Annotated in this window: 22 protein-coding genes; 6 read left to right on the forward strand and 16 right to left on the reverse strand. The window is 70.5% G+C overall.

Annotation, left to right across the window (positions count from 1 at the left end):
- Position 1: 1 nt before the first annotated feature.
- Both DFJ67_RS39655 and DFJ67_RS39660 read right to left on the reverse strand, forming a co-directional pair.
- Positions 2-445, reverse strand: a complete 444-nt coding sequence (locus DFJ67_RS39655; protein ID WP_116074502.1) for an Rv0361 family membrane protein — start codon at positions 443-445, stop codon at positions 2-4.
- Between the two features lie 9 nt (positions 446-454).
- Positions 455-1,117, reverse strand: coding sequence for an acVLRF1 family peptidyl-tRNA hydrolase (locus DFJ67_RS39660; RefSeq protein ID WP_116074504.1), 663 nt, complete (start codon positions 1,115-1,117; stop codon positions 455-457).
- A 33-nt stretch (positions 1,118-1,150) separates the two neighbouring features.
- Here DFJ67_RS39660 and DFJ67_RS39665 point away from each other — a divergent pair, with 33 nt between their 5' ends.
- Entirely contained in the window at positions 1,151-1,816 is a 666-nt protein-coding gene (locus DFJ67_RS39665; RefSeq protein ID WP_116074506.1) for a DNA alkylation repair protein, read from the forward strand.
- On the opposite strand, the gene DFJ67_RS39670 is transcribed toward DFJ67_RS39665, so the two are convergent.
- Entirely contained in the window at positions 1,813-2,181 is a 369-nt protein-coding gene (locus tag DFJ67_RS39670; RefSeq protein WP_239097316.1) for a winged helix-turn-helix transcriptional regulator, read from the reverse strand. The two genes, DFJ67_RS39665 and DFJ67_RS39670, sit on opposite strands and share 4 nt — an antisense overlap.
- A gap of 89 nt (positions 2,182-2,270) precedes the next feature.
- Here DFJ67_RS39670 and DFJ67_RS39675 point away from each other — a divergent pair, with 89 nt between their 5' ends.
- Positions 2,271-3,377: an NAD(P)/FAD-dependent oxidoreductase gene (locus DFJ67_RS39675; protein WP_116074508.1), complete on the forward strand. Its 1,107-nt coding sequence runs from the start codon at positions 2,271-2,273 to the stop codon at positions 3,375-3,377.
- Here the strand turns inward: DFJ67_RS39675 and DFJ67_RS39680 are convergent.
- The 3 genes from DFJ67_RS39680 to DFJ67_RS39690 all read right to left on the reverse strand — a co-directional run bounded on the left by DFJ67_RS39680 (position 3,370) and on the right by DFJ67_RS39690 (position 6,379).
- Positions 3,370-3,996 (reverse strand): LysE family transporter, encoded by a 627-nt coding sequence (locus tag DFJ67_RS39680; protein WP_116074510.1) that lies wholly within the window; start codon positions 3,994-3,996, stop codon positions 3,370-3,372. The two genes, DFJ67_RS39675 and DFJ67_RS39680, sit on opposite strands and share 8 nt — an antisense overlap.
- A 154-nt stretch (positions 3,997-4,150) precedes the next feature.
- The gene (locus tag DFJ67_RS39685) at positions 4,151-4,927 is read right to left on the reverse strand and encodes a maleylpyruvate isomerase family mycothiol-dependent enzyme (RefSeq protein ID WP_116074512.1); all 777 of its coding nucleotides are present in this window, start codon (positions 4,925-4,927) and stop codon (positions 4,151-4,153) included.
- Positions 4,928-4,936: 9 nt separating this feature from the next.
- Positions 4,937-6,379: an MFS transporter gene (locus DFJ67_RS39690; protein WP_116074514.1), complete on the reverse strand. Its 1,443-nt coding sequence runs from the start codon at positions 6,377-6,379 to the stop codon at positions 4,937-4,939.
- 87 nt (positions 6,380-6,466) lie between these two features.
- Between DFJ67_RS39690 and DFJ67_RS39695 the strand changes: the two genes are divergently transcribed.
- Entirely contained in the window at positions 6,467-7,189 is a 723-nt protein-coding gene (locus tag DFJ67_RS39695; RefSeq protein WP_116074516.1) for a TetR/AcrR family transcriptional regulator C-terminal domain-containing protein, read from the forward strand.
- Here the strand turns inward: DFJ67_RS39695 and DFJ67_RS39700 are convergent.
- From DFJ67_RS39700 to DFJ67_RS39735, 8 genes are read right to left on the reverse strand one after another with little or no spacing between them, the layout of a single operon-like run.
- On the reverse strand, positions 7,186-7,545 hold the full coding sequence (locus tag DFJ67_RS39700) for a metal-sulfur cluster assembly factor (RefSeq protein WP_116074518.1): 360 nt from the start codon (positions 7,543-7,545) through the stop codon (positions 7,186-7,188). The genes DFJ67_RS39695 and DFJ67_RS39700 overlap by 4 nt on opposite strands.
- Positions 7,542-8,000, reverse strand: coding sequence for a Fe-S cluster assembly sulfur transfer protein SufU (sufU, locus tag DFJ67_RS39705; protein ID WP_116074520.1), 459 nt, complete (start codon positions 7,998-8,000; stop codon positions 7,542-7,544). Before sufU ends, DFJ67_RS39700 begins: the two co-directional genes overlap by 4 nt.
- Positions 8,000-9,277, reverse strand: coding sequence for a cysteine desulfurase (locus tag DFJ67_RS39710; RefSeq protein WP_116074522.1), 1,278 nt, complete (start codon positions 9,275-9,277; stop codon positions 8,000-8,002). Before DFJ67_RS39710 ends, sufU begins: the two co-directional genes overlap by 1 nt.
- A gap of 25 nt (positions 9,278-9,302) precedes the next feature.
- On the reverse strand, positions 9,303-10,076 hold the full coding sequence (sufC, locus tag DFJ67_RS39715) for a Fe-S cluster assembly ATPase SufC (protein ID WP_116074524.1): 774 nt from the start codon (positions 10,074-10,076) through the stop codon (positions 9,303-9,305).
- The gene (locus DFJ67_RS39720; RefSeq protein ID WP_116074526.1) at positions 10,073-10,408 is read right to left on the reverse strand and encodes a non-heme iron oxygenase ferredoxin subunit; all 336 of its coding nucleotides are present in this window, start codon (positions 10,406-10,408) and stop codon (positions 10,073-10,075) included. Before DFJ67_RS39720 ends, sufC begins: the two co-directional genes overlap by 4 nt.
- Positions 10,405-11,571 (reverse strand): Fe-S cluster assembly protein SufD, encoded by a 1,167-nt coding sequence (gene sufD, locus DFJ67_RS39725; protein ID WP_116074528.1) that lies wholly within the window; start codon positions 11,569-11,571, stop codon positions 10,405-10,407. Before sufD ends, DFJ67_RS39720 begins: the two co-directional genes overlap by 4 nt.
- Entirely contained in the window at positions 11,572-13,005 is a 1,434-nt protein-coding gene (gene sufB, locus DFJ67_RS39730; RefSeq protein ID WP_116077204.1) for a Fe-S cluster assembly protein SufB, read from the reverse strand. It abuts the gene before it with no gap.
- Positions 13,006-13,015: 10 nt separating this feature from the next.
- The gene (locus tag DFJ67_RS39735; protein WP_239097320.1) at positions 13,016-13,783 is read right to left on the reverse strand and encodes a helix-turn-helix transcriptional regulator; all 768 of its coding nucleotides are present in this window, start codon (positions 13,781-13,783) and stop codon (positions 13,016-13,018) included.
- Positions 13,784-13,911: 128 nt separating this feature from the next.
- Between DFJ67_RS39735 and DFJ67_RS39740 the strand changes: the two genes are divergently transcribed.
- Positions 13,912-14,985: a COX15/CtaA family protein gene (locus DFJ67_RS39740; RefSeq protein WP_308442552.1), complete on the forward strand. Its 1,074-nt coding sequence runs from the start codon at positions 13,912-13,914 to the stop codon at positions 14,983-14,985.
- 731 nt (positions 14,986-15,716) lie between these two features.
- Here DFJ67_RS39740 and DFJ67_RS39745 read toward each other — a convergent pair.
- Entirely contained in the window at positions 15,717-16,049 is a 333-nt protein-coding gene (locus DFJ67_RS39745) for a hypothetical protein (RefSeq protein WP_116077207.1), read from the reverse strand.
- 233 nt (positions 16,050-16,282) lie between these two features.
- On the reverse strand, positions 16,283-17,221 hold the full coding sequence (locus tag DFJ67_RS39750; RefSeq protein ID WP_409362944.1) for a heme o synthase: 939 nt from the start codon (positions 17,219-17,221) through the stop codon (positions 16,283-16,285).
- Positions 17,222-17,546: 325 nt separating this feature from the next.
- Between DFJ67_RS39750 and tkt the strand changes: the two genes are divergently transcribed.
- A complete protein-coding gene (tkt, locus tag DFJ67_RS39755; RefSeq protein WP_239097319.1) occupies positions 17,547-19,598 on the forward strand; it encodes a transketolase in 2,052 nt (683 codons plus the stop codon).
- A 14-nt stretch (positions 19,599-19,612) separates the two neighbouring features.
- The gene (gene tal, locus DFJ67_RS39760) at positions 19,613-20,770 is read left to right on the forward strand and encodes a transaldolase (RefSeq protein WP_116074534.1); all 1,158 of its coding nucleotides are present in this window, start codon (positions 19,613-19,615) and stop codon (positions 20,768-20,770) included.
- The last annotated feature ends 32 nt before the right edge of the window (positions 20,771-20,802 follow it).

Here is a 20,802-nt window from a genome sequence, read left to right on the forward strand (position 1 = left end):
CTCAGCCGGCATCGAGCGGGTTGCCGCAGACCCGCCAGGTGCCCCGGTCGACGGTCACCCGCATCTCGTACGCGCTGCTCGCCCCCGTCGGGTCGAGCAGCGCGGCGCTGACCGTGGCGTCGTGCGGGCCGGTGGCGGCCACGCCGTCGATGCGGTAGCTGCGCACCGCCGGCCGGCCGCCGATCCCGGCGACGAAGTCTTCCCGCTCGACCCGGCTCCGGGTGTCGTTGCAGAGCTGGTCGTAGGCGCCGGCGATGTTGCCGGCCGCGAGCCGGGTGAGGAACGCGTCGGCCGCGAGCCGGGCGCCCTGCTCGGGCGCCCGCTGCCCGCGGAAGAGGAAGAAGCCGCCGACCACCAGGCCGGCGACGACCAGCACGGCCGCGAGCACGCCGGCCCGCCGCAACGGCTGGCGCAGGGTGTCGTCGACGGTCCACCGCGAAACCATGGCGGGAGGCTACACCGGCGGCGGCGTGGGGTCGCGCACGAGGATCGATACGGCCCGGGCGGCCGCGATCGCCTCGACCAGCACGGCGTGCCGCGGCTCGGGCACCTCGAGCAGCCGGTCGGCGCGCAGCGGCAGCAGCGGCGCCAGCCGCGGGTCGGCGAGCACGGCGTCGACGGCCCGCCGGTCGCCGCCACAGACCAGGGCGGCCAGCATGCCGGCCTCCGGCAGCAGGATCCGCACCGCGAGGTCGGACGCCTCCCGCGCGGCCGCCTTGGCCTGGTTGTCGCGGCGCCGGGCGAACCGGTGCTGCGACCAGCCACCGGCGGCGGTGCGGCCCTGCACATAGGAGCTGTCCACCTTGGACGATTGCAGCTTGGCGCCGGCGGCCACGCCGACCGCGACGGCCGACTTGCGGGCCAGCAGCAGGCCGATCCGGCGAGGCGTGCGGGCGGCCTCGACGAGGTCGGCCAGGTCGGTGGCGGGCGGCGCGCCCGGTGGCGGGTGCAGCGTGGCGGTCGCACCGTCGAACGCCGCGAGCAGCACGCCGTCTTCGGTGGGCCGCTGCGCGTAGTCGCCGTGCCGCTCGCGGAAACCGTCGACCCAGCGGGTCAGGCGGTCGGGGTCGACGTCGACCCAGCGCCCGCCGCCCGCGGCCGGCCGGCTGGTGGTCATTCCCCGGACGCTACGGCACGCCAGAATGGCGGGATGACCGAGCCGGTGCTGGCCCGCCTGACCACGCTGTTCGAGGCCGACCGTGACCCCGCGAGAGCGGCGGCGATGCGCGCGTACATGCGTGATCAGTTCGGGTTTCTGGGCATCATGGCGCCGCGCCAGCGGGAGTTGGCACGCGCGGCGACCGCGGGCGCCGCCCGGCCGACCGAGGCCGACCTGCTCGCCCTGGCCGACGCGTGCTGGGCCCGCGACGAGCGCGAATACCAGTACTTCGCCTGCGGCTACCTCCGCCGGCACGTCGCGGTGCTGACGCCGGCCGCGCTGCCCGCGGTGCGCCGCCTGATCACCACGAAGCCCTGGTGGGACACCATCGACGTGCTGGCCGGCCGGGTGGTCGGGCCGATGGTCAGGCAGCACGGCCTGGGCGCGGCGATGGACGGCTGGATCGCCGACGACGACATCTGGGTGATCCGGACGGCGCTGCTGCACCAGCTCTTCTACAAGAGCGACACCGACGCGGAGCGGCTGTTCGGCTATTGCACCCGGCAGGCGGGGCACACCGACTTCTTCATCCGCAAGGCGATCGGTTGGGCGCTGCGCGAATACGCCAAGACCGATCCGGATCGGGTACGCGCGTATGTGGCGGCGACCTCGTCGCTCTCGGGGCTCTCCCGGCGCGAGGCGAGCAAGAACCTCTAGCAGGCGGTCGGCGGCTCGGGCATGAACTTGTCGGCCCACTCGGCGATCAGGGTGAGCGCCGGGATGAGGCCCTCGCCGGCCTCGGTCAACGAGTAGGAGACCGTCACCGGCGGCCCCGGGTTGACCAGGCGCTCCACCATCCCCTGCTCGCACAACTCGGCCAGCCGGTCGGAAAGCACCGAATCGCTCACGCCACCGATCGCGCGGGACAGCTCGCGGAACCCCACCGGGCCCACGGTCAGGCTGCCGACGACGAGCCCGGTCCACCGCTTGCCCAGGATGCTGAAGGCACGGGCCAGCGCGATGTCGCCCCGCGAGCACCGCTCGCGCAGATCTTCCGTGTGACTTTCCGAACTATCCCCCACGGTGCCATGCTAGCGCGATCGAGGTCGCTAGTATTTCCGAAGCAGCTAGCCATCTGAGTGCGGCTAGCCCTTTAACGGAGGTAACACTGGTGACCGACACCGAGGTCAAGCGCCCTTCTGTCGTCGTACTCGGCGGTGGCTATGGCGGTCTTCGCACTGCCAAGGCGCTCGATGACGTCGCGGACGTCACGCTCGTCGACCCGTCCGACGCGTTCCAGCACAACGTCGCCGCCTGGCGGGCGCTGGTCGAGCCGGCCTGGATCGACCGCATCTTCATGCCACTCAACCGGCTCCTGCACCATGGCCGCTATGTGCGCGACCGGGCCGTCGCCGTCGACGGCCGCACGGTCACGCTCGAGTCCGGGGCCGAGTTGGCACCCGACTACCTGGTGCTGGCGACCGGCTCGTCCTATCCGTTCCCGGCCAAGGCCGCCGAGTCCGACCAGGGCCGGGCCAAGGCCCAGCTTCAGGCCGCGCACGACGCGCTGCTCGGCGCCGGGCGCGCGCTGATCGTCGGTGCCGGCCCGGCCGGGCTCGAGCTCGCCGGCGAGATCAAGGCCTACTTCCCGGAGAAGGACGTGACCGTCGTCGACGTCAACCCGGACATTTTGCACGGGCCGTTCGACCAGGAGCTGCGCGAGGAGCTCCGCCGCCAGCTCGACAAGATGGGCGTCCGGCTGGTGCTCGGCAGCCCGCTGCACGCGCTGCCGTCCGCCGAACCGGCGACGGTGGCACCGATCTCGGTGACCACCGAGGCCGGCGAGACCGTGGAGGCCGACATCTGGTTCCGCGCGTTCGGCGTGCGGCCGGCGACCGGCTACCTGCGCGGCGCGCTGGCCTCCGCGGTCGACGAGCAGGGCTACGTGGCCGTCGACGAGCAGCTTCGGGTCAAGGGCGGCGACGGGGTGTACGCCCTGGGCGACATCTCCACCGCCGACCGGGACACCGCGGGTGCCGCCGGCCGCCAGGCCGAGGTGGTCGTGACCAACATCAAGGCCGACATCACCGGGGAGGGCGCACCGCAGGCCTACGAGGCCGGCCCGGTGATGATCGTCGTCCCGCTCGGCCCGGAGGGTGGCGCGACCATGCTCCCCACCGGCATCGGCGGCGCGGAGCAGGCCTCGTCGATCAAGGGCGGTTCGATGCTGGTCGACATGTATTCGGTGCACTTCGACGCGCCGGAGCGGGCTAGCTGACCACCAGGTTGATCGCCAGGACGACGATCAGCAGGCTGGACGCGAGGGCGGTGTAGAGCCGCCCTCGCGGCCCGGTCAGCAACCGACCGACCAGCGAGCCGCCGGATGCGATCAGCAACTGCCAGCTCGCCGAGGCGAGGAACGCGGCGAACACGAACAGCACCTCGCCGCCGGCGGTCAGCCCGTCGCTGGCCTGCCGCCCGAGCACCAGCGCGGCGAAGTAGACGATCGTCATCGGGTTGAGCAGGGTCAGGGCCAGGATGCCGCCGTAGGCCCGCATCGGGGTCGCCAAACCGGCACCCGAACGCGCGGCCCGGGCCGGATCGCGGTGGTGGCGCAGCGCGGACCACGCGGTGTGGGCAGCGAGCACCAGCAGCACGACAACGGCGACCCAGCGCAGCGGCGTGGCGACCGGCTCGATGACGCCGGCCAGGGCGGCACCGCCGAGCACCGCGACCGCGGCGTAGAGCCCGTCGGCGGTGGCCACGCCGAGCGCGGCGGACGCGCCGACCTTGAACGAGGTGCGGGCGGCGAGCCCCATGATCAGAATCGCGATGGCGCCGACCGGGATCGCGACGCCGTAGCCGGCGACCAGGCCGGCGAGGAAGGCGTCGCTCATCGCGGATCGGGTGGGATCGACGCCGACCCGGAGCCACGCTGCTGTCGGCGGCCGGCTATGGCCGTCGCGACAGAAACCTGGGTCCGAGTCAGTTCGATCACCCGCACATCATCGGGTACGGGGTCGCGTGCCCGCATCGGGTTTTTCGCGCGGGTCAGCCGGTGACCCAGTCCATGTGCCCGATCCAGTGGTCCAGCAGGGCCCGATCGCCGTGGATCTCCAGCTCGGGAAGCGCATCCACCGGGCGCCGCCGGCTGAGCGCGAGCAGGAGATCGGCGGCCGGGCCGCGCACCGCGACATCGGCCTTGGTGTGCGTGCGGTCGAGGACGACCATGTCCGGTTCCCGGCGGGCCACCCACTCCCCGGGCGCGTCGGTCGCGTGGAAATGCAGCGTCTGGCCGTCGCCACGCATCGCGTCGGCGAAGTCGGGCCGGTTCTCCCAGTAGCCCTCGGACGTCATCGTGTCCAGCCAGTCCTCGATGGCCGCGACTCCATACTCCGGCGCCAGCGCGTAGGGCACGCCGAGCGTCGCGGCCGCGTCCGCGCGGTGCACGCTGGCCTCGCCGAACAGCCGGCGCGACCAGAACGGCACGCCCGCGGCACCGCCGGACGGATCCCACACCGGAGTGTCGTCGGCGGCCGACTCGAACGCCTGCTTCGCCTCGGACGCGCCGTCGGTCAGCCAGGCGGCCCACCGGGTCGGGTCGCTCGGGGCCGGAACGTAGCGGGCGAACGCCTCGCCCGGGTCGCTCATCCGCTCGCTCACGAGCATGGCCACCATGCGCTGTGTCGAGCCGACATGGTCGACCAGATCCGCCAGCGTCCATTGCGGACAGGTCGGCACCGGTGCCTTCGCATCCGCGCCGTCCACCCAGCCGGCGAACGTGCTGGTCTGTTCGACGACACCATTCAGATACGCGGACGTCTCCATCGCTGCACCCTATTCGGACCTGGCCACCCTCGGCAGCAGGAAGGTCAGGGCGAAGGTCAGCGCGAGCAGCCCGGCCACCGCCCACAGCACCGTCTCGATGGCGCCGGTCACGCCAGCACCGCCGGCCGCGCGGTTGAAGAACAGTGTGCCCAGCGTCGCCACGCCGAGGGCGCCCGCGAACTGCTGCGCGGCGTTCAGCGCACCCGACGCCGAACCGCTCTCCTCCGGCGAGACGCCCGCCAGGATGATGTCGAAGAACGGCGCCATCGCGAAGCCCATGCCCAGGCCGAACAGGCCCAGGACCGGTGCGAGCTGCCACGAGGTCACCGTCGACGTGCCGTGCACGGTGAGGACGAAGCCGAGCACCGACAACGCCATCACGACGATGCCGCCCTGTAGGACCGCCCGGCCGTGCTTGTGTGCCAGGCCGCCGACGGCCGACAGGCCGAAACCGGCGATCACGCCGACCGCCTGCGGCACCGTGGTAAGGCCCGTGCGCAGCGGCGAGAAATGCAGGCCGAGCTGGAGGTAGAGGCTCAGCGTCAGGGAGAAGCCCAGCATGCTGGCGAAGTAGGCGGTGCCCGCGACCAGGCCGCCGGTGAACGCCCGCTTGCGGAAGAGGGTCGGCACCACCAGCGGGTCGAGACCGCGGCGCTGGCGGCGGGCCTCGAACCAGCCGAACACGCCGAACAGCGCCAGGGCCACGGCCATCGACGCGAACGTCCACGACGGCCAGCCCAGTTCCCGGCCCTGCACGATCGGGAAGACCAGCAGGAACATGGCGGCCGAGATCAGGCCGACACCGCCGAGGTCGAGGCGGGGCGCTCCGGGAGAGCGCGACTCGGGCAGGAAGCGCAGCGCGCCGAACAGGCCGAGCAGGCCGAGGGGCAGGTTGACCAGGAAGATCATCCGCCAGCCCAGGCCGAAGAGGTCGGCGTCGACCAGCCAGCCGGCGAGGATCGGGCCGCCGACCGCGGACAGGCCCATGATCGGGCCGAAGAAGCCGAACGCGGAGCCCACCTGGCGGGGCGGGAACATCTCCTTGATCAGACCAAAACCCTGTGGCAGGAGTACGGCGCCGAACAGGCCCTGGAGCACCCGCGCGGTGACCAGCGTGGTCTCGCCCTGTGCCAGCGCGCAGAGCAGGGACGCGGCGACGAAGCCGGCCGTGCCGATCAGGAACATCCGGCGGCGCCCGTAGAGGTCGCCGAGGCGGCCGCCGGTGACCAGGCCGACCGCCATGGCCAGCGTGTAGCCGGCGGCGAGCCATTGGATCGTGCTCTCGGGCGCGCCCAGGTCGGCGCGGATGGTAGGCCCGGCGATCGTCGTGACCAGCGCGTCGAGCAGGTCCATGACCTCGGCGATCAGGATCACGAACAGGGCGACCCAGCGCCATCGGAAGGCGGGTGGATCGCTCGTGGTGGTGGCTTCGGGGGCGGTGGTCACAGACATCCGAGAGGGCTCCTGACGAACGGCGTTCGATTGCTTACGAACACTGTTCTACGCTCGAACGCCGTTCGCGTCAAGTACGATGTTCGGGTGACCGATGTTCTGCCGCCGCCGCCGTGGAAGAAGCCCCGCCGCGCACCGTCGCCCGCGCGGGAGCCGCTCAGCGCTGACAAGATCGTCGACGCGGCCTTCAAGGTGCTCGATGCCGAGGGGCTCGACGCGGTGAGCATGCGGCGGGTCGCCGACGAGCTCAACACCGGCGCGGCGTCGCTCTACGCGCACGTCGCCAACAAGGAGGAGTTGCTCGAACTGATCCGCGAGCGGGTGCTCAGCGAGATCCAGTTGCCCGAGCCCGACCCGGCGCGCTGGCAGCAGCAGCTACGCGAGGTGGCGTCGGAGATCCAGCGGGCATACGCCAACCACCGCGACATCGCCCGGCTGAGCCTGGGCACGATTCCGGTGGGTTATCACGCGTTGCGGATGGGCGAGGGGCTGCTCGCGATCATGCTCGCCGGCGGCGTGCCGCCGAACGTGGCGGCCCTGGCCACCGACCGGATCGCCCTCTACGTCGCGGCCGACTCCTACGAGGGGGCGCTGATCGTGTCGCGCCACGGCCTCGACGCGGCCGACGCCAGCGAGCGCTTCCAGGCCCGCTTGAAAGAGATCCACGAGTATTACCGGACGCTGCCGCGCGACAAGTTCCCGTCGCTGACGACACACGTCGACGAGCTGATCCAGGCCGACAGCGACGAACGCTTCGCGTTCGGCCTGGACATGCTCATCCGAAGCTTGGCGACCTACACCGAAAGCTAGACGTTGAAGCCGAGCGAGCGGAGCTGGTCGCGGCCCTCGTCGGTGATCTTGTCGGGGCCCCATGGCGGCAGCCAGACCCAGTTGATCCGGAAGTCGGTGACGATGCCGCCGCCGGGGCCGGTGGTCAGCGCCGCCCGGGTCTGGTCCTCGATCACGTCGGTCAGCGGGCAGGCCGCCGACGTCAGCGTCATGTCGAGCGTCGCGACGTTCTCCTCGTCGACGTGGACGCCGTAGACCAGGCCGAGGTCGACCACGTTGATGCCGAGCTCGGGGTCGACGACATCCTTCATCGCCTCTTCGACCTCGTCGATCGTCGCCTTCGACGGAGCGGGTGTGCTCACAGTTTCCTCACTCATGCCTTCACCTCGGGTCCGACCGTGACGCCGGCGCGTACGGCCGCGTCCTTGAACGCCATCCACGGCAGCAGGGCGCACTTCACGCGCGCCGGATAGCGCGCCACTCCGGAGAACGCCACGCCGTCGCCCAACAATTCCTCGTCCGGCTCGACCTGGCCGCGGCCCTGCATCAGCTCGACGAACGCGTCGTGCACCTTGAGCGCCTCGCCGACGGGCAGGTCGGCGAGCAGGTCGTGCAGCACGCTCGCCGAGGCCTGGCTGATCGAGCAGCCCATCCCCTCGTAGGACACGTCGGCGAGCTTCTCGCCGGCCACCGCGACCCGGATGGTCACCTCGTCGCCGCAGGTCGGGTTGACGTGGTGCGCCTCGCCGCCGAACGGCTCCCGCAGCCCACGGCCGTGCGGCCGCTTGTAATGCTCCAGGATGATGTCCTGGTATAGCTGGTCGAACTGCATCAGCCGAACACCTTTCGGACCCGCTCGAGCCCTCGCACGAGGGCGTCGACCTCCTCGGTCGTCGTGTAGACGTAGAACGAGGCACGCGTGGTCGCCGGCACCCCGTAACGCACGCAGACCGGCCGCGCGCAGTGGTGACCGACCCGCACCTCGACACCCTCGTCGTCGAGCACCTGGCCCACGTCGTGGGGGTGGATGCCCTCCAGGGCGAACGAGATGGTGCCGCCGCGGCCCTCCGGCGTCGTTGGCCCGAAGATCCGCAGGGTGGGCACGGACGAGAGCACTTCCAGCGCGTACGCCGTGATCTCCTGCTCGTGTGCCTGGACCGCGGCCATGCCGACCCCGTCGAGGTAGTCGATCGCGGCACCCAGCCCGACCGCCTCGACGATCGGCGGCGTGCCGGCCTCGAAGCGGGCCGGTGCCGGCGCGAACGTCGACTTCTCCATCGTCACGGTCTCGATCATCGAGCCGCCGCCGAGCACCGGAGGCATCGCCTCGAGCAGCTCGGCGCGGCCCCAGAGCACGCCGATGCCGGTCGGGCCGAGCATCTTGTGGCCGGTGAAGGCGATGAAGTCGGCGCCGAGCGCCTGGACATCGACCGGCAGGTGCGGCACCGACTGCGAGCAGTCGAGCAGGACCAGCGCGCCGACCTGGTGTGCCCGCGCGATGATCCGGGCCGGGTCGTTGATGGTGCCGAGGATGTTGGACATGTGCACCAGCGACACCAGCTTGGTGCGCTCGTTGACCAACGTGTCCAGCGCCGACTCGTCGAGCCGGCCCTCCTCGGTGAGGCTGAACCAGCGCAGGGTCGCGCCGGTGCGCTCACACAGCAACTGCCACGGGACGATGTTGGAGTGGTGCTCCATCTCGGAGATCACCACCTCGTCGCCGGGGCCGATCCGGAAGCGCGGGTCACTGCCGGGGGTCGCCGAGGCGTTGGAGAAGGCGTACGCCAGCAGGTTGATCGCCTCGGTGGAGTTCTTGCCGAACACCACCTCGGACGCCGCCGGCGCGTTGATGAACGCGGCCACCTTCTCCCGGGCGCCCTCGTAGGCGAGGGTCGCCTCGGTGCCCAGCGTGTGCACCGAGCGCGACACGTTGCCGTTGTGCCACTCGTGGTGCGTACGCATGACGTCGAGCACCTGGCGTGGTTTCTGCGACGTGTTGGCGCTGTCCAGATAGACCAGCGGGTGGCCGTTGATCTCCCGACCGAGGATCGGGAAGTCAGCGCGGAGCGCGGCGACGTCGAACGTCGACGGGATCGCGAGAGACGTCATGACTGGGCAGCCCTTCGTGCGTGGATCAGGCCGTAGCCGGACCGGTTTCCGCCAGGTAGCGCTCGTAACCCTCGGCCTCGAGCTTCTCCGCCAGCTCCGGGCCGCCCTCTTCGACGATCCGGCCGCGGGCGAAGACGTGCACGAAGTCGGGCGTGATGTAGCGCAGGATGCGGGTGTAGTGGGTGATCAGCAGCAGGCCCGTCTCGCCGGTCGCGCCGACCCGGTTGACGCCCTCGCTGACGACGCGCAGCGCGTCGATGTCGAGGCCGGAGTCGGTCTCGTCGAGGATCGCGATCTTCGGCTTGAGCAGCTCGAGCTGGACGATCTCGTGCCGCTTCTTCTCACCGCCGGAGAAGCCCTCGTTGACGTTGCGCTGTGCCATCGCCGGGTCCATCTGGAGCCGCTCCATGGCGCCGCGCAGCTCGCCGGCCCAGGTGCGCAGCTTGGGCGCCTCGCCGTCGATGGCGGTCTTCGCGGTGCGCAGGAAGTTGGCGACCGAGACGCCGGGCACCTCGACCGGGTATTGCATCGCGAGGAAGAGCCCGGCCCGGGCCCGCTCGTCGACGGTCATCGACAGCACGTCGACGCCGTCGAGGGTGACCGAGCCGCCGGTGATCTGGTATTTCGGGTGGCCGGCGATCGAGTAGGCCAGGGTCGACTTGCCCGACCCGTTGGGGCCCATGATGGCGTGGGTCTCCCCGGCGCGGACAGTGAGGTCGACGCCCGCCAGGATCGGCTTGAGCTGGCCGTCGGGCAGCTTGACCGAGACCCTCAGGTCGCGGATCTCCAGGGTGCTCATGCGGGCATGACTCCATTGCTAGGCGTGAGGGCGACGTAGACGTCGCCGTCGCGGACTTCGACGGGATAAACGGGTACGGGTTCGGTCGCCGGCAGGCCCGTGGGCTCGCCGGTGCGCAGGTCGAAACGCGACCCGTGCAGCCAGCACTCGAGCGTGCAGCCGTCGACCTCGCCCTCGGACAGCGCCACGGCGGCGTGCGAGCACTCGTCGTAGACGGCGTAGAAGTTGTCGTCCTGGCCGTGCACGATCGCGAGCTCCAGGTCGTCGGTGACGGCCCGGATCGCCGTGCCCTTCGGCACGTCCTCGACGGAGCACAGACGGACGAAGTTCACTGGTCGCCCTTCGCCAGCCGGGCCTCGATGGCGTCGCCGAGACGGTCGCGCAGCGACTCCAGCGGGATCTTCTGCAACAGCTCGGCGAAGAAGCCACGGACCACGAGCTTGCGCGCCTCGTGCTCGGTGATGCCCCGCGCCATCAGGTAGAACAGCTGCTCGTCGTCGAACCGGCCGGTCGCGCTGGCGTGGCCGGCCCCGGCCACCTCGCCGGTCTCGATCTCCAGGTTGGGGATCGAGTCGGCCCGCGCGCCGTCGCTGAGCACCAGGTTGCGGTTGATCTCGTAGGTGTCGGTGCCGGTCGCGGCCACCTGGATCAGCACGTCGCCGACCCAGACGGTGTGCGCGCCGGCGCCCTGAAGCGCGCCGCGGTAGCCGACGTAGCTGCGGCAGTCGGGAACGCTGTGGTCGACCAACTGGCGGTGCTCGAGGTGCTGGTCGCCGTCGGCGAAGTAGAGCCCGAACAGCTCGGCGTCGCCACCGCGGCCGGTGTATTCGACGCTGGTGAACTGGCGGACCAGGTCGCCGCCGAGGCTGACCTGCACGTGGGTCACCTTGGCGTCGCGGCCGAGGCGGAACTTCACGTGCTGGGCCTGCACCGTGTCGGACGCCCAGTCGGCGACGGTGACCAGGGTGAGCTGGGCGCCGTCGGCGATGTCGACCTCGACGTTGTCGGCCAGCGTGGTCGAACCGACCTGCTCGACCACCAGCGTGGCCTTGCCGAACCGGCCGACCTCGATGACGGTGTGCGCGTAGGCGACGCCCGCACCGCCACCGATCACCTGGACCGAAACCGGCTCGGCGACCTCCGCCTCCGGCGCGACCGCGATCAGCGTCGCGCCGTCGGCGTTGCCGAAGCCGAGCGCGCTGACCCGGTCGAACGGGACCAGCACGCGGCCGATCCGCGGGTCGCCCTTGGCCAGCGTCGACACGGTCACGCCGGTCGGCAGGACCCCGTGCTCGTAGCGCAGGGCGGTCTCGGCCGAAGGGGTCGCCGTGGCCAGGCCGCGCAGCCGCTTGAGCGGCGTGAAGCGCCACTCCTCCTCCAGGCCCGTGAGGGCCGGGAAGTCGGCGACATCGGTCGAGCGCAGGCTCTGCGCCTTGGTCTTGGGCAGGCTCGACGTGTTGGGCGGCGTCAGTGCCACCTCGGTTTCCGTGGGCATTTAGCCGACGGCCCCTTCCATCTGAAGTTCGATGAGCCGGTTGAGCTCCAGGGCGTATTCCATCGGGAGTTCCTTGGCGATCGGCTCGATGAAGCCGCGCACGATCATCGCCATCGCCTCGTCTTCGGTCATGCCCCGGCTCATCAGGTAGAAGAGCTGGTCTTCGCTGACCTTGGAGACGGTCGCCTCGTGACCCATCGACACGTCGTCTTCACGGATGTCGACGTAGGGGTAGGTGTCGGAGCGGGAGATCGTGTCGACCAGGAGCGCGTCGCACTTGACGGTGCTCTTGGAGTGCGACGAGCCCTCCAGCACCTGCACCAGGCCGCGGTAGGAGGTGCGGCCACCGCCACGCGCGATCGACTTGGAGATGATCGTGCTGCTGGTGTGCGGCGCGGCGTGCACCATCTTGGCGCCGGCGTCCTGGTGCTGGCCCTCGCCGGCCATCGCGACCGAGAGCACCTCGCCCTTGGCGTGCTCGCCCATCATCCAGACGGCGGGGTATTTCATCGTGACCTTGGAGCCGATGTTGCCGTCGATCCACTCCATGGTCGCGCCCTCGTGCGCCACAGCGCGCTTGGTGACCAGGTTGTAGACGTTGTTGGACCAGTTCTGGATGGTCGTGTAACGGCAGCGGGCGTTCTTCTTCACGATGATCTCGACGACCGCGCTGTGCAGCGAGTCGGACGAGTAGATCGGCGCGGTGCAGCCCTCGACGTAGTGCACGTAGGCACCCTCGTCGACGATGATCAGCGTCCGCTCGAACTGGCCCATGTTTTCCGTGTTGATCCGGAAGTAGGCCTGGAGCGGGATCTCCACGTTGACGCCTGGCGGGACGTAGATGAAGGAGCCACCGGACCACACCGAGGTGTTGAGCGCGGCGAACTTGTTGTCGCCGACCGGGATCACCGAGCCGAAGTATTCCTTGAACAGCTCCGGGTGCTCGCGCAGGGCGGTGTCGGTGTCGAGGAAGATGACGCCCTGCTCTTCGAGGTCTTCACGAATCTTGTGGTAGACGACCTCGGACTCGTATTGCGCCGCGACGCCCGAGATCAGCCGCTGCTTCTCGGCCTCCGGGATGCCCAGCTTGTCGTAGGTGTTCTTGATGTCGGCCGGCAGGTCTTCCCAGCTCGCCGCCTGCTTCTCGGTCGAACGCACGAAGTATTTGATGTTGTCGAAGTCGATCCCGCTGAGATCGGCACCCCAGTTGGGCATCGGCTTGCGGCCGAACAGCCGCAGGCCCTTGAGGCGCAGGTCGAGCATCCACTCGGGCTCGTTCTTCTTGGCGGAGATGTCGCGCACCACCGCCTCACTGAGCCCACGCTGCGCCGCGGCGCCAGCGGTGTCGGAGTCGGCCCACCCGTATTGGTAGCTGCCCAGGGCGGCGAGGTGCTCCTCCTGGGTCGTGACGGGCTGGACGATCTGCTCGGTCATATATCTGTCCTCACAGTTCCTGTCGGTTCTGGCTGTGCTGGCTTCCGATGCCTGGACCTTCGGTCGGCACGGAGATCCCGTGCCCTCGAGAGCCAGCTTGCTGTGCCGGGATGTGTGTTGTGCATACCCCGTCACCGTGTGCGATGGTGGCCAGTCGCTGAACATGCGTGCCGACCAGGCGGGAGATGACCGCCGTCTCGGCCTCGCACAGCTCGGGGAACTCGGCCGCCACGTGCGCCACCGGGCAGTGGTGCTGACACAGCTGCCCGCCCGTGGCGATCGTGGACGCGTTGGCAGCGTAGCCCTCGGCGGTGAGCGCGCCGGCGAGTGCCTCGGCCCGGGCGATCGGGTCTTCCCCGGCCCCGGCCATGGCCTCCTGGCAGCGGCTCTCCAGCGCGGCGACCTGCTCGGCAGCGAACGCGCCGACCGCACCGTCGCCGCCGTTGGCGGCGATCCAGCGCAGGGCGGCGTTGGCCATGTTGTCGTAGGTGTGCCGGCCGCAACGCAGCCGGGCGGCATCGGTCAGCGTGAACACCTTGGCCGGCCGGCCCCGGCCGCGGCCGGCGCGCACGGGGCGCTGCCGGGCGACCACGTCGCCCTCGGTGAGCAGGGCGTCGAGGTGCTTCCGGATGGCGGCGGAGCTGAGCTGCAGCGCGGCGCCGAGTTCGGCGGCGGTGGCGGTGCCCCGCTCCAGCAGGAGCGCGAGGACCCGGTCGCGGGTGCGCCGATCCGCGGGGACGACCGGGGAACCGGGCGTCTCCACCTGCGGAGGCAGCATCGCGACGTATTTCACTACCACAACGTTACGTAATTCCACCGGCCGGAGCAAACCGGCACACCAGTGATCGACATCACCGTGTGGGGCCGGAGACGGATCTCTCTCCTACGGTCCGTAGGATCTCGCGCGTGATCCCCCTGCTCCGCCGCCTGGCGCTGGCCAACATCATCGCGAACGTCGCCATCGTGGTCACCGGCGGGGCGGTCCGGCTGACCGGGTCCGGCCTCGGCTGCCCGACCTGGCCCAAATGCACCGATGCGTCCTACACGCCGAACGGCGAAATGGGCATCCATGGGGTGATCGAGTTCAGCAACCGGATGCTCGGCTGGGTGGTCGGCGCGGTCGCGTTCGCGGTGCTGGTCGCCGCCTTCCTGCATTTCCGGCGCACCAGCACGCCTGAGGCGCGCCGGTTGAGGCTGCTGGCGCTCGGCGTGTTCCTGGGCATCCCGGCACAGGGCGTGGTGGGCGGGATCACCGTGCTGACCGACCTCAACCCGTGGGTGGTCGGCCTGCACTTCCTCGCCTCGATCGGCGTGCTGGCCGCCTCCTACGCCCTCTGGCGGCGCACCGTCGACGGCGGCGCCCCCCGCCGGGCGGCCGCGGCGGGGCCGGTCCGGCAGCTCGTCGCCGTGCTGACCGGCGTTTCGCTGGCGGTCATCGCGCTCGGCGTGGTCGTCACCGGCAGCGGGCCGCACGCCGGCGACGTCGACGCGCACCGCACCGGCCTGAACCCGGAGACCATCTCCCAGGTGCACGCCGACATCGTGTTCCTGCTGATCGGGCTGTCCGTCGCGGTCTGGTTCACCGCCCGCGCGCTGGGCGCCCGGCGCACCGCCCGGGCCGCGCTCGTGCTGGTCGTGGTCGAGCTGTCGCAGGGCCTGATCGGCTTCATCCAATACTTCACCGGGCTGCCCGAGGTGCTGGTCGGCTTCCACATGCTCGGAGCCTGCCTGGTCTGGCTGGCCACGCTGGCCGTGCTCTGGTCAACCCGCGCGAGTGGCGGCGGCGATGGCGTCAGCGAGCCGCTGCGCGGCGCCGGCGGCCATGCCCAGGAAGAGCGAGGGCTCGGTGAGCTCCAGCTCGATCAGGGTGGGCGCACCGCTGTCGTCGGGCACCAGGTCGACCCGCGCGTAGAGGAGCCGGTCGCGGCCACCCGGAACGGCGTCGAGAGCCCGCTCGGCGACGGCCAGCTCGGCCGCTGACGCGGCGGCCGGGTCGATCCGCTCCTCCTTGTAGAGCCCGCTGACGCCCTCGTCGGGGCCGCTGAGCATGGCGCCCTTGCGGGCCGCGTGGCTGAACCGCAGCCCGGCGCCGGCGTTGAGGTAGACCAGCGCGGTCTCCCCCGCCGTTTCGATCCCGCCGAGGAACGGCTGGAGCAGCGCCGCGCGGCCGGCGTCGCTGAGCCGCTTCAGGTGCGCGGCAAAGGCGTCGGCGTCGTCGCCCAGGCGATAGCGGCCCGCATCGACACTTCCGGCGCCGATCGCGGGCTTGAGGACGACGTCCGGTGGCAGGTCGCCGTCGAGCGAGGCGCCGGGCTCGACGACCGTCGTCGGGATGATCGGGACGCCCGCCTCCGCCAGCTCGGTCAGATAGCGCTTGTCGGTGTTCCAGGTGACCACGTCGGCCGGGTTGGCCAGGTTGCCCACCTGGGAAGCCCACGCGACGAACTCGGCCCGGCGGGGCGCGTAGTCCCAGGGCGACCGGAGCACCACGAGGTCGTAGCCGGCCCAGTCGACGGTCGGGTCGTCCCAGACCACCGGCTCGCCGGCGACGCCGTGCGCGGCCAGCGGTGCCAGCACGAGGCGGTCGTCGTCTTCGAGGTCAGGAATTTGATCGCAGGTAACAAGAGCGACCCGGGATGTCTCCCGGGTCGCCGCCTGCTCGTGCGTGGATGTGGTGGAGGGCAAGGTGTCGCTTTCTGCCGAAGCCGAGGTCAGCGGGATAGCGTGCGCCGGGCCATCGACCGCCACAGGTCGTTGCTCGGCCGCATCTGGTCCATCAGCTCCCGCTCCCACTCGTTTTCGACGGTGACACCCGCGCTCACACAGGCCGCCCGGGCCACGTCGGTGCCATCCGCGAACTGGTCTGCCCAGGTGCCGTCCGTGCCGACAAGGACGATCCGGGCCCCACGCTTGCCGACGTACTCGATGACCGCCCTGGCGCCGCCGTGGTCGGCGGCGAACGACCGGATCCCGGTCACGAGACCCGCGGGGGTCTCCTTTTCGGGCTGCTCGGTCGTCAGCGTCGTATCGGAACCATCTGCCATGCCCGAGAGCGTAAGCACGCCTACCGGATTCCGCGTGCCATCCGATCGTGTTTTGTGACTCCTGTCATCGGCTGATTTAAGACAGGCCACAGGAAGTTTGAGAGGCGAAAGTTAGACATTTCCGGTTAATTCCGGATGACATCTCGGACAACTGGCGTCCCTCGTCCGTGGCGGCCTGTCGCCGCCGAGAAATTCCGCGTTTCTGGGGTGAAACGCTCATCTCCGACAAGCGCTCAGAGCAGCGCGTCGAGGGCGACCGCGAGCGACACGATCGTCAGATAGGTGATCGACCAGTGGAACAGCCGCATCGGCTTGAGCGGCTGTCCGGCCTTAGACCGGCCGACCAGCTTGTGCGACTCGCTGAGGAACACCGCGCCGCTGACGACCGCGGTGATGCCGTAGAGCGGGCCCAGGCCGAGCGGCCAGGCCGCCAACGACGCCGCCACGGTCAGCCAGGTGAAGATCACAATTTCCCGGTTGACCCGGGTCGCCGAGCGCACCACGGGCAGCATCGGGATGCCGGCGCGGGCGTAGTCGTCTTTGTATTTGATGGCCAGCGCATAGAAGTGCGGCATCTGCCAGAAGAAGACCACCGCGAACAGCGCCCAGGCCAGCGGCGAGAGCCCGCCGGTGACGGCCGCCCAGCCGATCAGCACCGGCGCCGCGCCGCAGGCGCCGCCCCAGAACGTGTTCTGCGGCGTGGTGCGCTTGAGCCACAGTGTGTAGACGAGGTCGTAGTAGGCGATCGCGCCGGCGGTCAGTGCGGCCGCGAGCCAGTTGGTGAAGCCGGCCATCAGGCCGACCGAGACCACCGCCAGCACCAGCCCGAACACCAGCACGCTGCGCGGCGCCAGGGCGTGGGTGGGCAGCGGGCGCCGCTTGGTGCGCCGCATCAACTGGTCGATGTCGCGGTCGATGTAGCAGTTGAGCGCGTTGGCCGCGCCGGCCGCGAGCGAACCGCCGACCAGCACCACCACCATCGTCCAGACCGACGGGATGCCCTTGGCGGCCAACAGCATCGCCGGCACGGTGGTGATCAGCAGCAACTCGATGATGCGCGGCTTGGTCAGGGCCACATAGGCACCGACGACGGCACGGGGGTCGCGCCGGGCTGGCACCGGAACCGGACCCGGCTCCAGGGTCGGCGTCGGGCGTTCCGTGACCATGCTCAAGGCCGTGTCCACCTTTCTCGTCGGACCGCAGACCGGCGACGGTCAACAGGCCGATCGACAGCGTACGCGGCGCGTATCCGCGCTGATCGTCGACCCGACGCGGTGCGGCCGGAACCACTCGGCCGGTGTCTCTCCGCCCACATCGCAACGCCGAGGGCCAGATCCGGCGGCACGCGTTTAGCACGGGTCGCTAGGGTCAGAGGGGAGGGACCGGAAACACTCGCCGAGGAGCGCATACATCGTGCCTGCCAGCAACTCAGAGCAAGCCTCATTCAACTGGTCCGAGCTGGACCGCAAGGCGGTCGACACGATCCGCGTCCTCGCGATGGACGCGGTCGAGAAGGCCGGCAACGGACACCCGGGCACCGCCATGAGCCTCGCCCCGGCCGCTTACCTGCTGTTCAACAAGGTGATGCGGCACGACCCGACCGATCCGCACTGGCCGGGCCGTGACCGGTTCGTGCTCTCCGCGGGGCACAGCAGCCTGACCCTCTACATCCAGCTCTACCTGACCGGCTACGGCCTCGGTCTGGATGACCTGCGGTCGCTGCGGCAGTGGGGCTCGCTGACGCCGGGCCACCCGGAGCACGGGCACACCAAGGGCGTCGAGACCACCACCGGCCCGCTCGGGCAGGGCATCGGCAACGCGGTCGGGATGGCGATGGCCGCCCGCCGCGAGAAGGGCCTGTTCGACGCCGACGGCTCCGCCGGGTCACTGTTCGACCACAACGTCTACACGATCGTCTCCGACGGTGACATCGAAGAGGGCATCAGCCACGAGGTGAGCTCGCTCGCCGGGCACCAGCGGCTGGGCAACCTGACCGCGATCTGGGACGACAACGAGATCTCGATCGAAGACGACACCCGGATCGCCAAGAGCGAAGACGTGGCCGCCCGCTACGCCGCCTACGGCTGGCACGTGCAGACGGTCGACTTCCGCACCGGCCACGCCGACGAGGGCGACTACCGCGAAGACCCCGAGGCGCTCTGGCGCGCGATCGAGGCGGCGAACGCGGTGACCGACAGGCCGTCGTTCATCGCGCTGCGCACGATCATCGGTTGGCCGGCGCCCAACAAGCAGAACACGGGCAAGATCCACGGCTCGGCGCTCGGTGCCGACGAGGTCGCCGCGACCAAGAAGGTGCTCGGCTTCGACCCGGGCAAGAGCTTCGACGTCTCCACCGAGGTGCTCGAGCACACCCGCGCGGCGGTCGCCCGCGGCCAGGCCGAGCACGCCGAGTGGGACAAGGCCTTCGGCACCTGGTCGACCAACAACCCCGACCGCCGGGCGCTGTTCGACCGGCTGACCTCCCGCGCCCTGCCGGCGGGCTGGACCGACGCGCTGCCGGTCTGGCCGGCCGACCCGAAGGGCATCGCCACCCGGGCCGCGTCCGGCAAGGTCCTCGAGGCGCTGGCGCCGGTGCTGCCGGAGCTGTGGGGCGGCTCGGCCGACCTCGCCGAGAGCAACAACACCACGATGAAGGGCGAGCCGTCGTTCGTGCCCGCCGAGCACGCGACCAAGGAGTTCCCGGGCGACGAATTCGGCCGCACGCTGCACTTCGGGATCCGCGAGCACGGCATGGGCGCGATCCTCAACGGCATCGTGCTGCACGGCGCGACCCGCCCCTACGGCGGCACGTTCCTCGTGTTCAGTGACTACATGCGACCGTCGGTGCGGCTGGCCGCGCTGATGAAACTGCCGGTCACCTACGTCTGGACGCACGACTCCATCGGCCTCGGCGAAGACGGCCCGACCCACCAGCCGATCGAGCACCTCACCGCGCTGCGGGCCATCCCGGGCCTCGACGTGGTGCGGCCGGGCGACGCCAACGAGACGGCGTGGGCGTGGCGGCTGGCGATGGAGCACACCGACCGGCCGACCGCGCTGGCCCTGACCCGCCAGGCGCTGCCGACCATCGACCGCGAGCGCTACGCCCCGGCTGACGGCGTGGCCCGCGGCGGCTACATCCTGGCCGAGGCGTCCGACGCACAGCCCCACGTGATCCTCATCGGGACCGGTTCCGAGGTGCAGCTCTGCCTCGCCGCCCGGGAGCGGCTCGAGGCCGACGGCACGCCCACCCGGGTGGTGTCGATGCCCTGCCAGGAGTGGTTCCGGGCGCAGGACGAGGAATACCGCCAGACCGTGCTGCCCAACTCGGTCAAGGCCCGCGTCAGCGTCGAGGCCGGCATCGCCATGTCCTGGCGCGACCTCGTCGGCGACCAGGGCGAAAGCGTCAGCATCGAGCACTACGGCGCCAGCGCGCCCCACACGGTGCTCTTCGAACAGTTCGGATTCACCGCCGACAACGTCGTCGCGAAGGCACACGCCTCGCTCGCGCGGGTCGGCGCCATCACCGGCACCACCACGGGCAACTGAGGGAGCGAAGGATAATGACCGACCGCCTGGCCGAGCTCGCCGCCGCGGGCGTCGCCATCTGGCTCGACGACCTTTCCCGCGTACGGCTGAGCACCGGCACCCTTGACCAGTTGCGTCGCGAGCAGCACGTCGTCGGCGTGACCACCAACCCGACCATCTTCGCCAAGGCCCTCTCCGACGCCACCGCCTACGACGGTCAGGTCCAGGACCTGGCCACCCGCGGTGTCTCCACCGAAGAGGCCGTGCGCATGCTCACGTCGTACGACGTGCGCTGGGCCTGTGATGTGCTGCGCCCGGCCTTCGACGCCTCCGACGGTGTCGACGGGCGGGTCTCGCTCGAGGTCGACCCGCGGCTCGCCAACGAGACCGAGAAGACCATCGCCGAGGCCAAGGGCCTCTGGTGGCTGATCGACCGGCCCAACGCGTTCATCAAGATCCCCGCCACCGAGGCGGGGCTGCCGGCGATCACCGCGGTGCTCGCCGCCGGCATCAGCGTCAACGTCACGCTGATCTTCTCGCTCGACCGCTACAGCCAGGTGATGGACGCCTACCTGGCCGGCATGGAGCAGGCCAAGGCCAACGGCCACGACCTGACCAACCTCGCGTCGGTCGCGTCGTTCTTCGTCTCCCGCTTCGACACCGAGATCGACAAGCGGCTGGAGAAGATCGGCAGCGACGAGGCCAAGGCGATGCGCGGCAAGGGTGCGGTCGCCAACGCGCGGCTGGCCTACGAGCGCTACTCCGAGGTGTTCGCCGGCGAGCGCTGGCAGGCCCTGGCCGACGCCGGCGCCAAGCCGCAGCGGCCGCTCTGGGCGTCGACCTCGACGAAGAACCCCGACTACCCGGACACGCTCTACGTTTCCGACCTCATCGCCCCGGGCATCGTCAACACCATGCCGGAGTCGTTGATCCACGCGTGGGCCGACCACGGTGAGACGCAGGCCGACACGGTCACGCCCAACTACGCCGACGCGCGGCAGGTGATGGCCGACCTGACCCGGGTGGGCATCGACCTCGACGACGTGTTCGACACGCTCGAGAACGAGGGCGTCGAGAAGTTCGCGGCGAGCTGGCAGGAACTGATCGACGGCGTCGACAAGTCGCTGAAGGCGGCGAGCGAGGGGTCGTCGAAGCCGACCGACGCCGCGAAGGGGAGCGTGGGTAGCAGGTGAGCACGTACGGGTTCGGGTCCGACGGGGTTCCG

The sequence above is a fragment of the Asanoa ferruginea genome, from assembly GCF_003387075.1.
Taxonomy (GTDB): Bacteria; Actinomycetota; Actinomycetes; order Mycobacteriales; family Micromonosporaceae; genus Asanoa; species Asanoa ferruginea.

Coding starts and splice junctions, on each gene's coding strand:
- DFJ67_RS39655 (WP_116074502.1), bottom strand. CDS start 445: ATGGTTTCGCGGTGGACCGTCGACGACACCCTGCGCCAGCCGTTGCGG.
- DFJ67_RS39660 (WP_116074504.1), bottom strand. CDS start 1,117: ATGACCACCAGCCGGCCGGCCGCGGGCGGCGGGCGCTGGGTCGACGTC.
- DFJ67_RS39665 (WP_116074506.1), top strand. CDS start 1,151: ATGACCGAGCCGGTGCTGGCCCGCCTGACCACGCTGTTCGAGGCCGAC.
- DFJ67_RS39680 (WP_116074510.1), bottom strand. CDS start 3,996: ATGAGCGACGCCTTCCTCGCCGGCCTGGTCGCCGGCTACGGCGTCGCG.
- DFJ67_RS39685 (WP_116074512.1), bottom strand. CDS start 4,927: ATGGAGACGTCCGCGTATCTGAATGGTGTCGTCGAACAGACCAGCACG.
- DFJ67_RS39690 (WP_116074514.1), bottom strand. CDS start 6,379: ATGTCTGTGACCACCGCCCCCGAAGCCACCACCACGAGCGATCCACCC.
- DFJ67_RS39700 (WP_116074518.1), bottom strand. CDS start 7,545: ATGAGTGAGGAAACTGTGAGCACACCCGCTCCGTCGAAGGCGACGATC.
- sufU (WP_116074520.1), bottom strand. CDS start 8,000: ATGCAGTTCGACCAGCTATACCAGGACATCATCCTGGAGCATTACAAG.
- DFJ67_RS39710 (WP_116074522.1), bottom strand. CDS start 9,277: ATGACGTCTCTCGCGATCCCGTCGACGTTCGACGTCGCCGCGCTCCGC.
- sufC (WP_116074524.1), bottom strand. CDS start 10,076: ATGAGCACCCTGGAGATCCGCGACCTGAGGGTCTCGGTCAAGCTGCCC.
- sufD (WP_116074528.1), bottom strand. CDS start 11,571: ATGCCCACGGAAACCGAGGTGGCACTGACGCCGCCCAACACGTCGAGC.
- sufB (WP_116077204.1), bottom strand. CDS start 13,005: ATGACCGAGCAGATCGTCCAGCCCGTCACGACCCAGGAGGAGCACCTC.
- DFJ67_RS39735 (WP_239097320.1), bottom strand. CDS start 13,783: ATGCTGCCTCCGCAGGTGGAGACGCCCGGTTCCCCGGTCGTCCCCGCG.
- DFJ67_RS39745 (WP_116077207.1), bottom strand. CDS start 16,049: ATGGCAGATGGTTCCGATACGACGCTGACGACCGAGCAGCCCGAAAAG.
- tkt (WP_239097319.1), top strand. CDS start 17,547: ATGGACGCGGTCGAGAAGGCCGGCAACGGACACCCGGGCACCGCCATG.
- tal (WP_116074534.1), top strand. CDS start 19,613: ATGACCGACCGCCTGGCCGAGCTCGCCGCCGCGGGCGTCGCCATCTGG.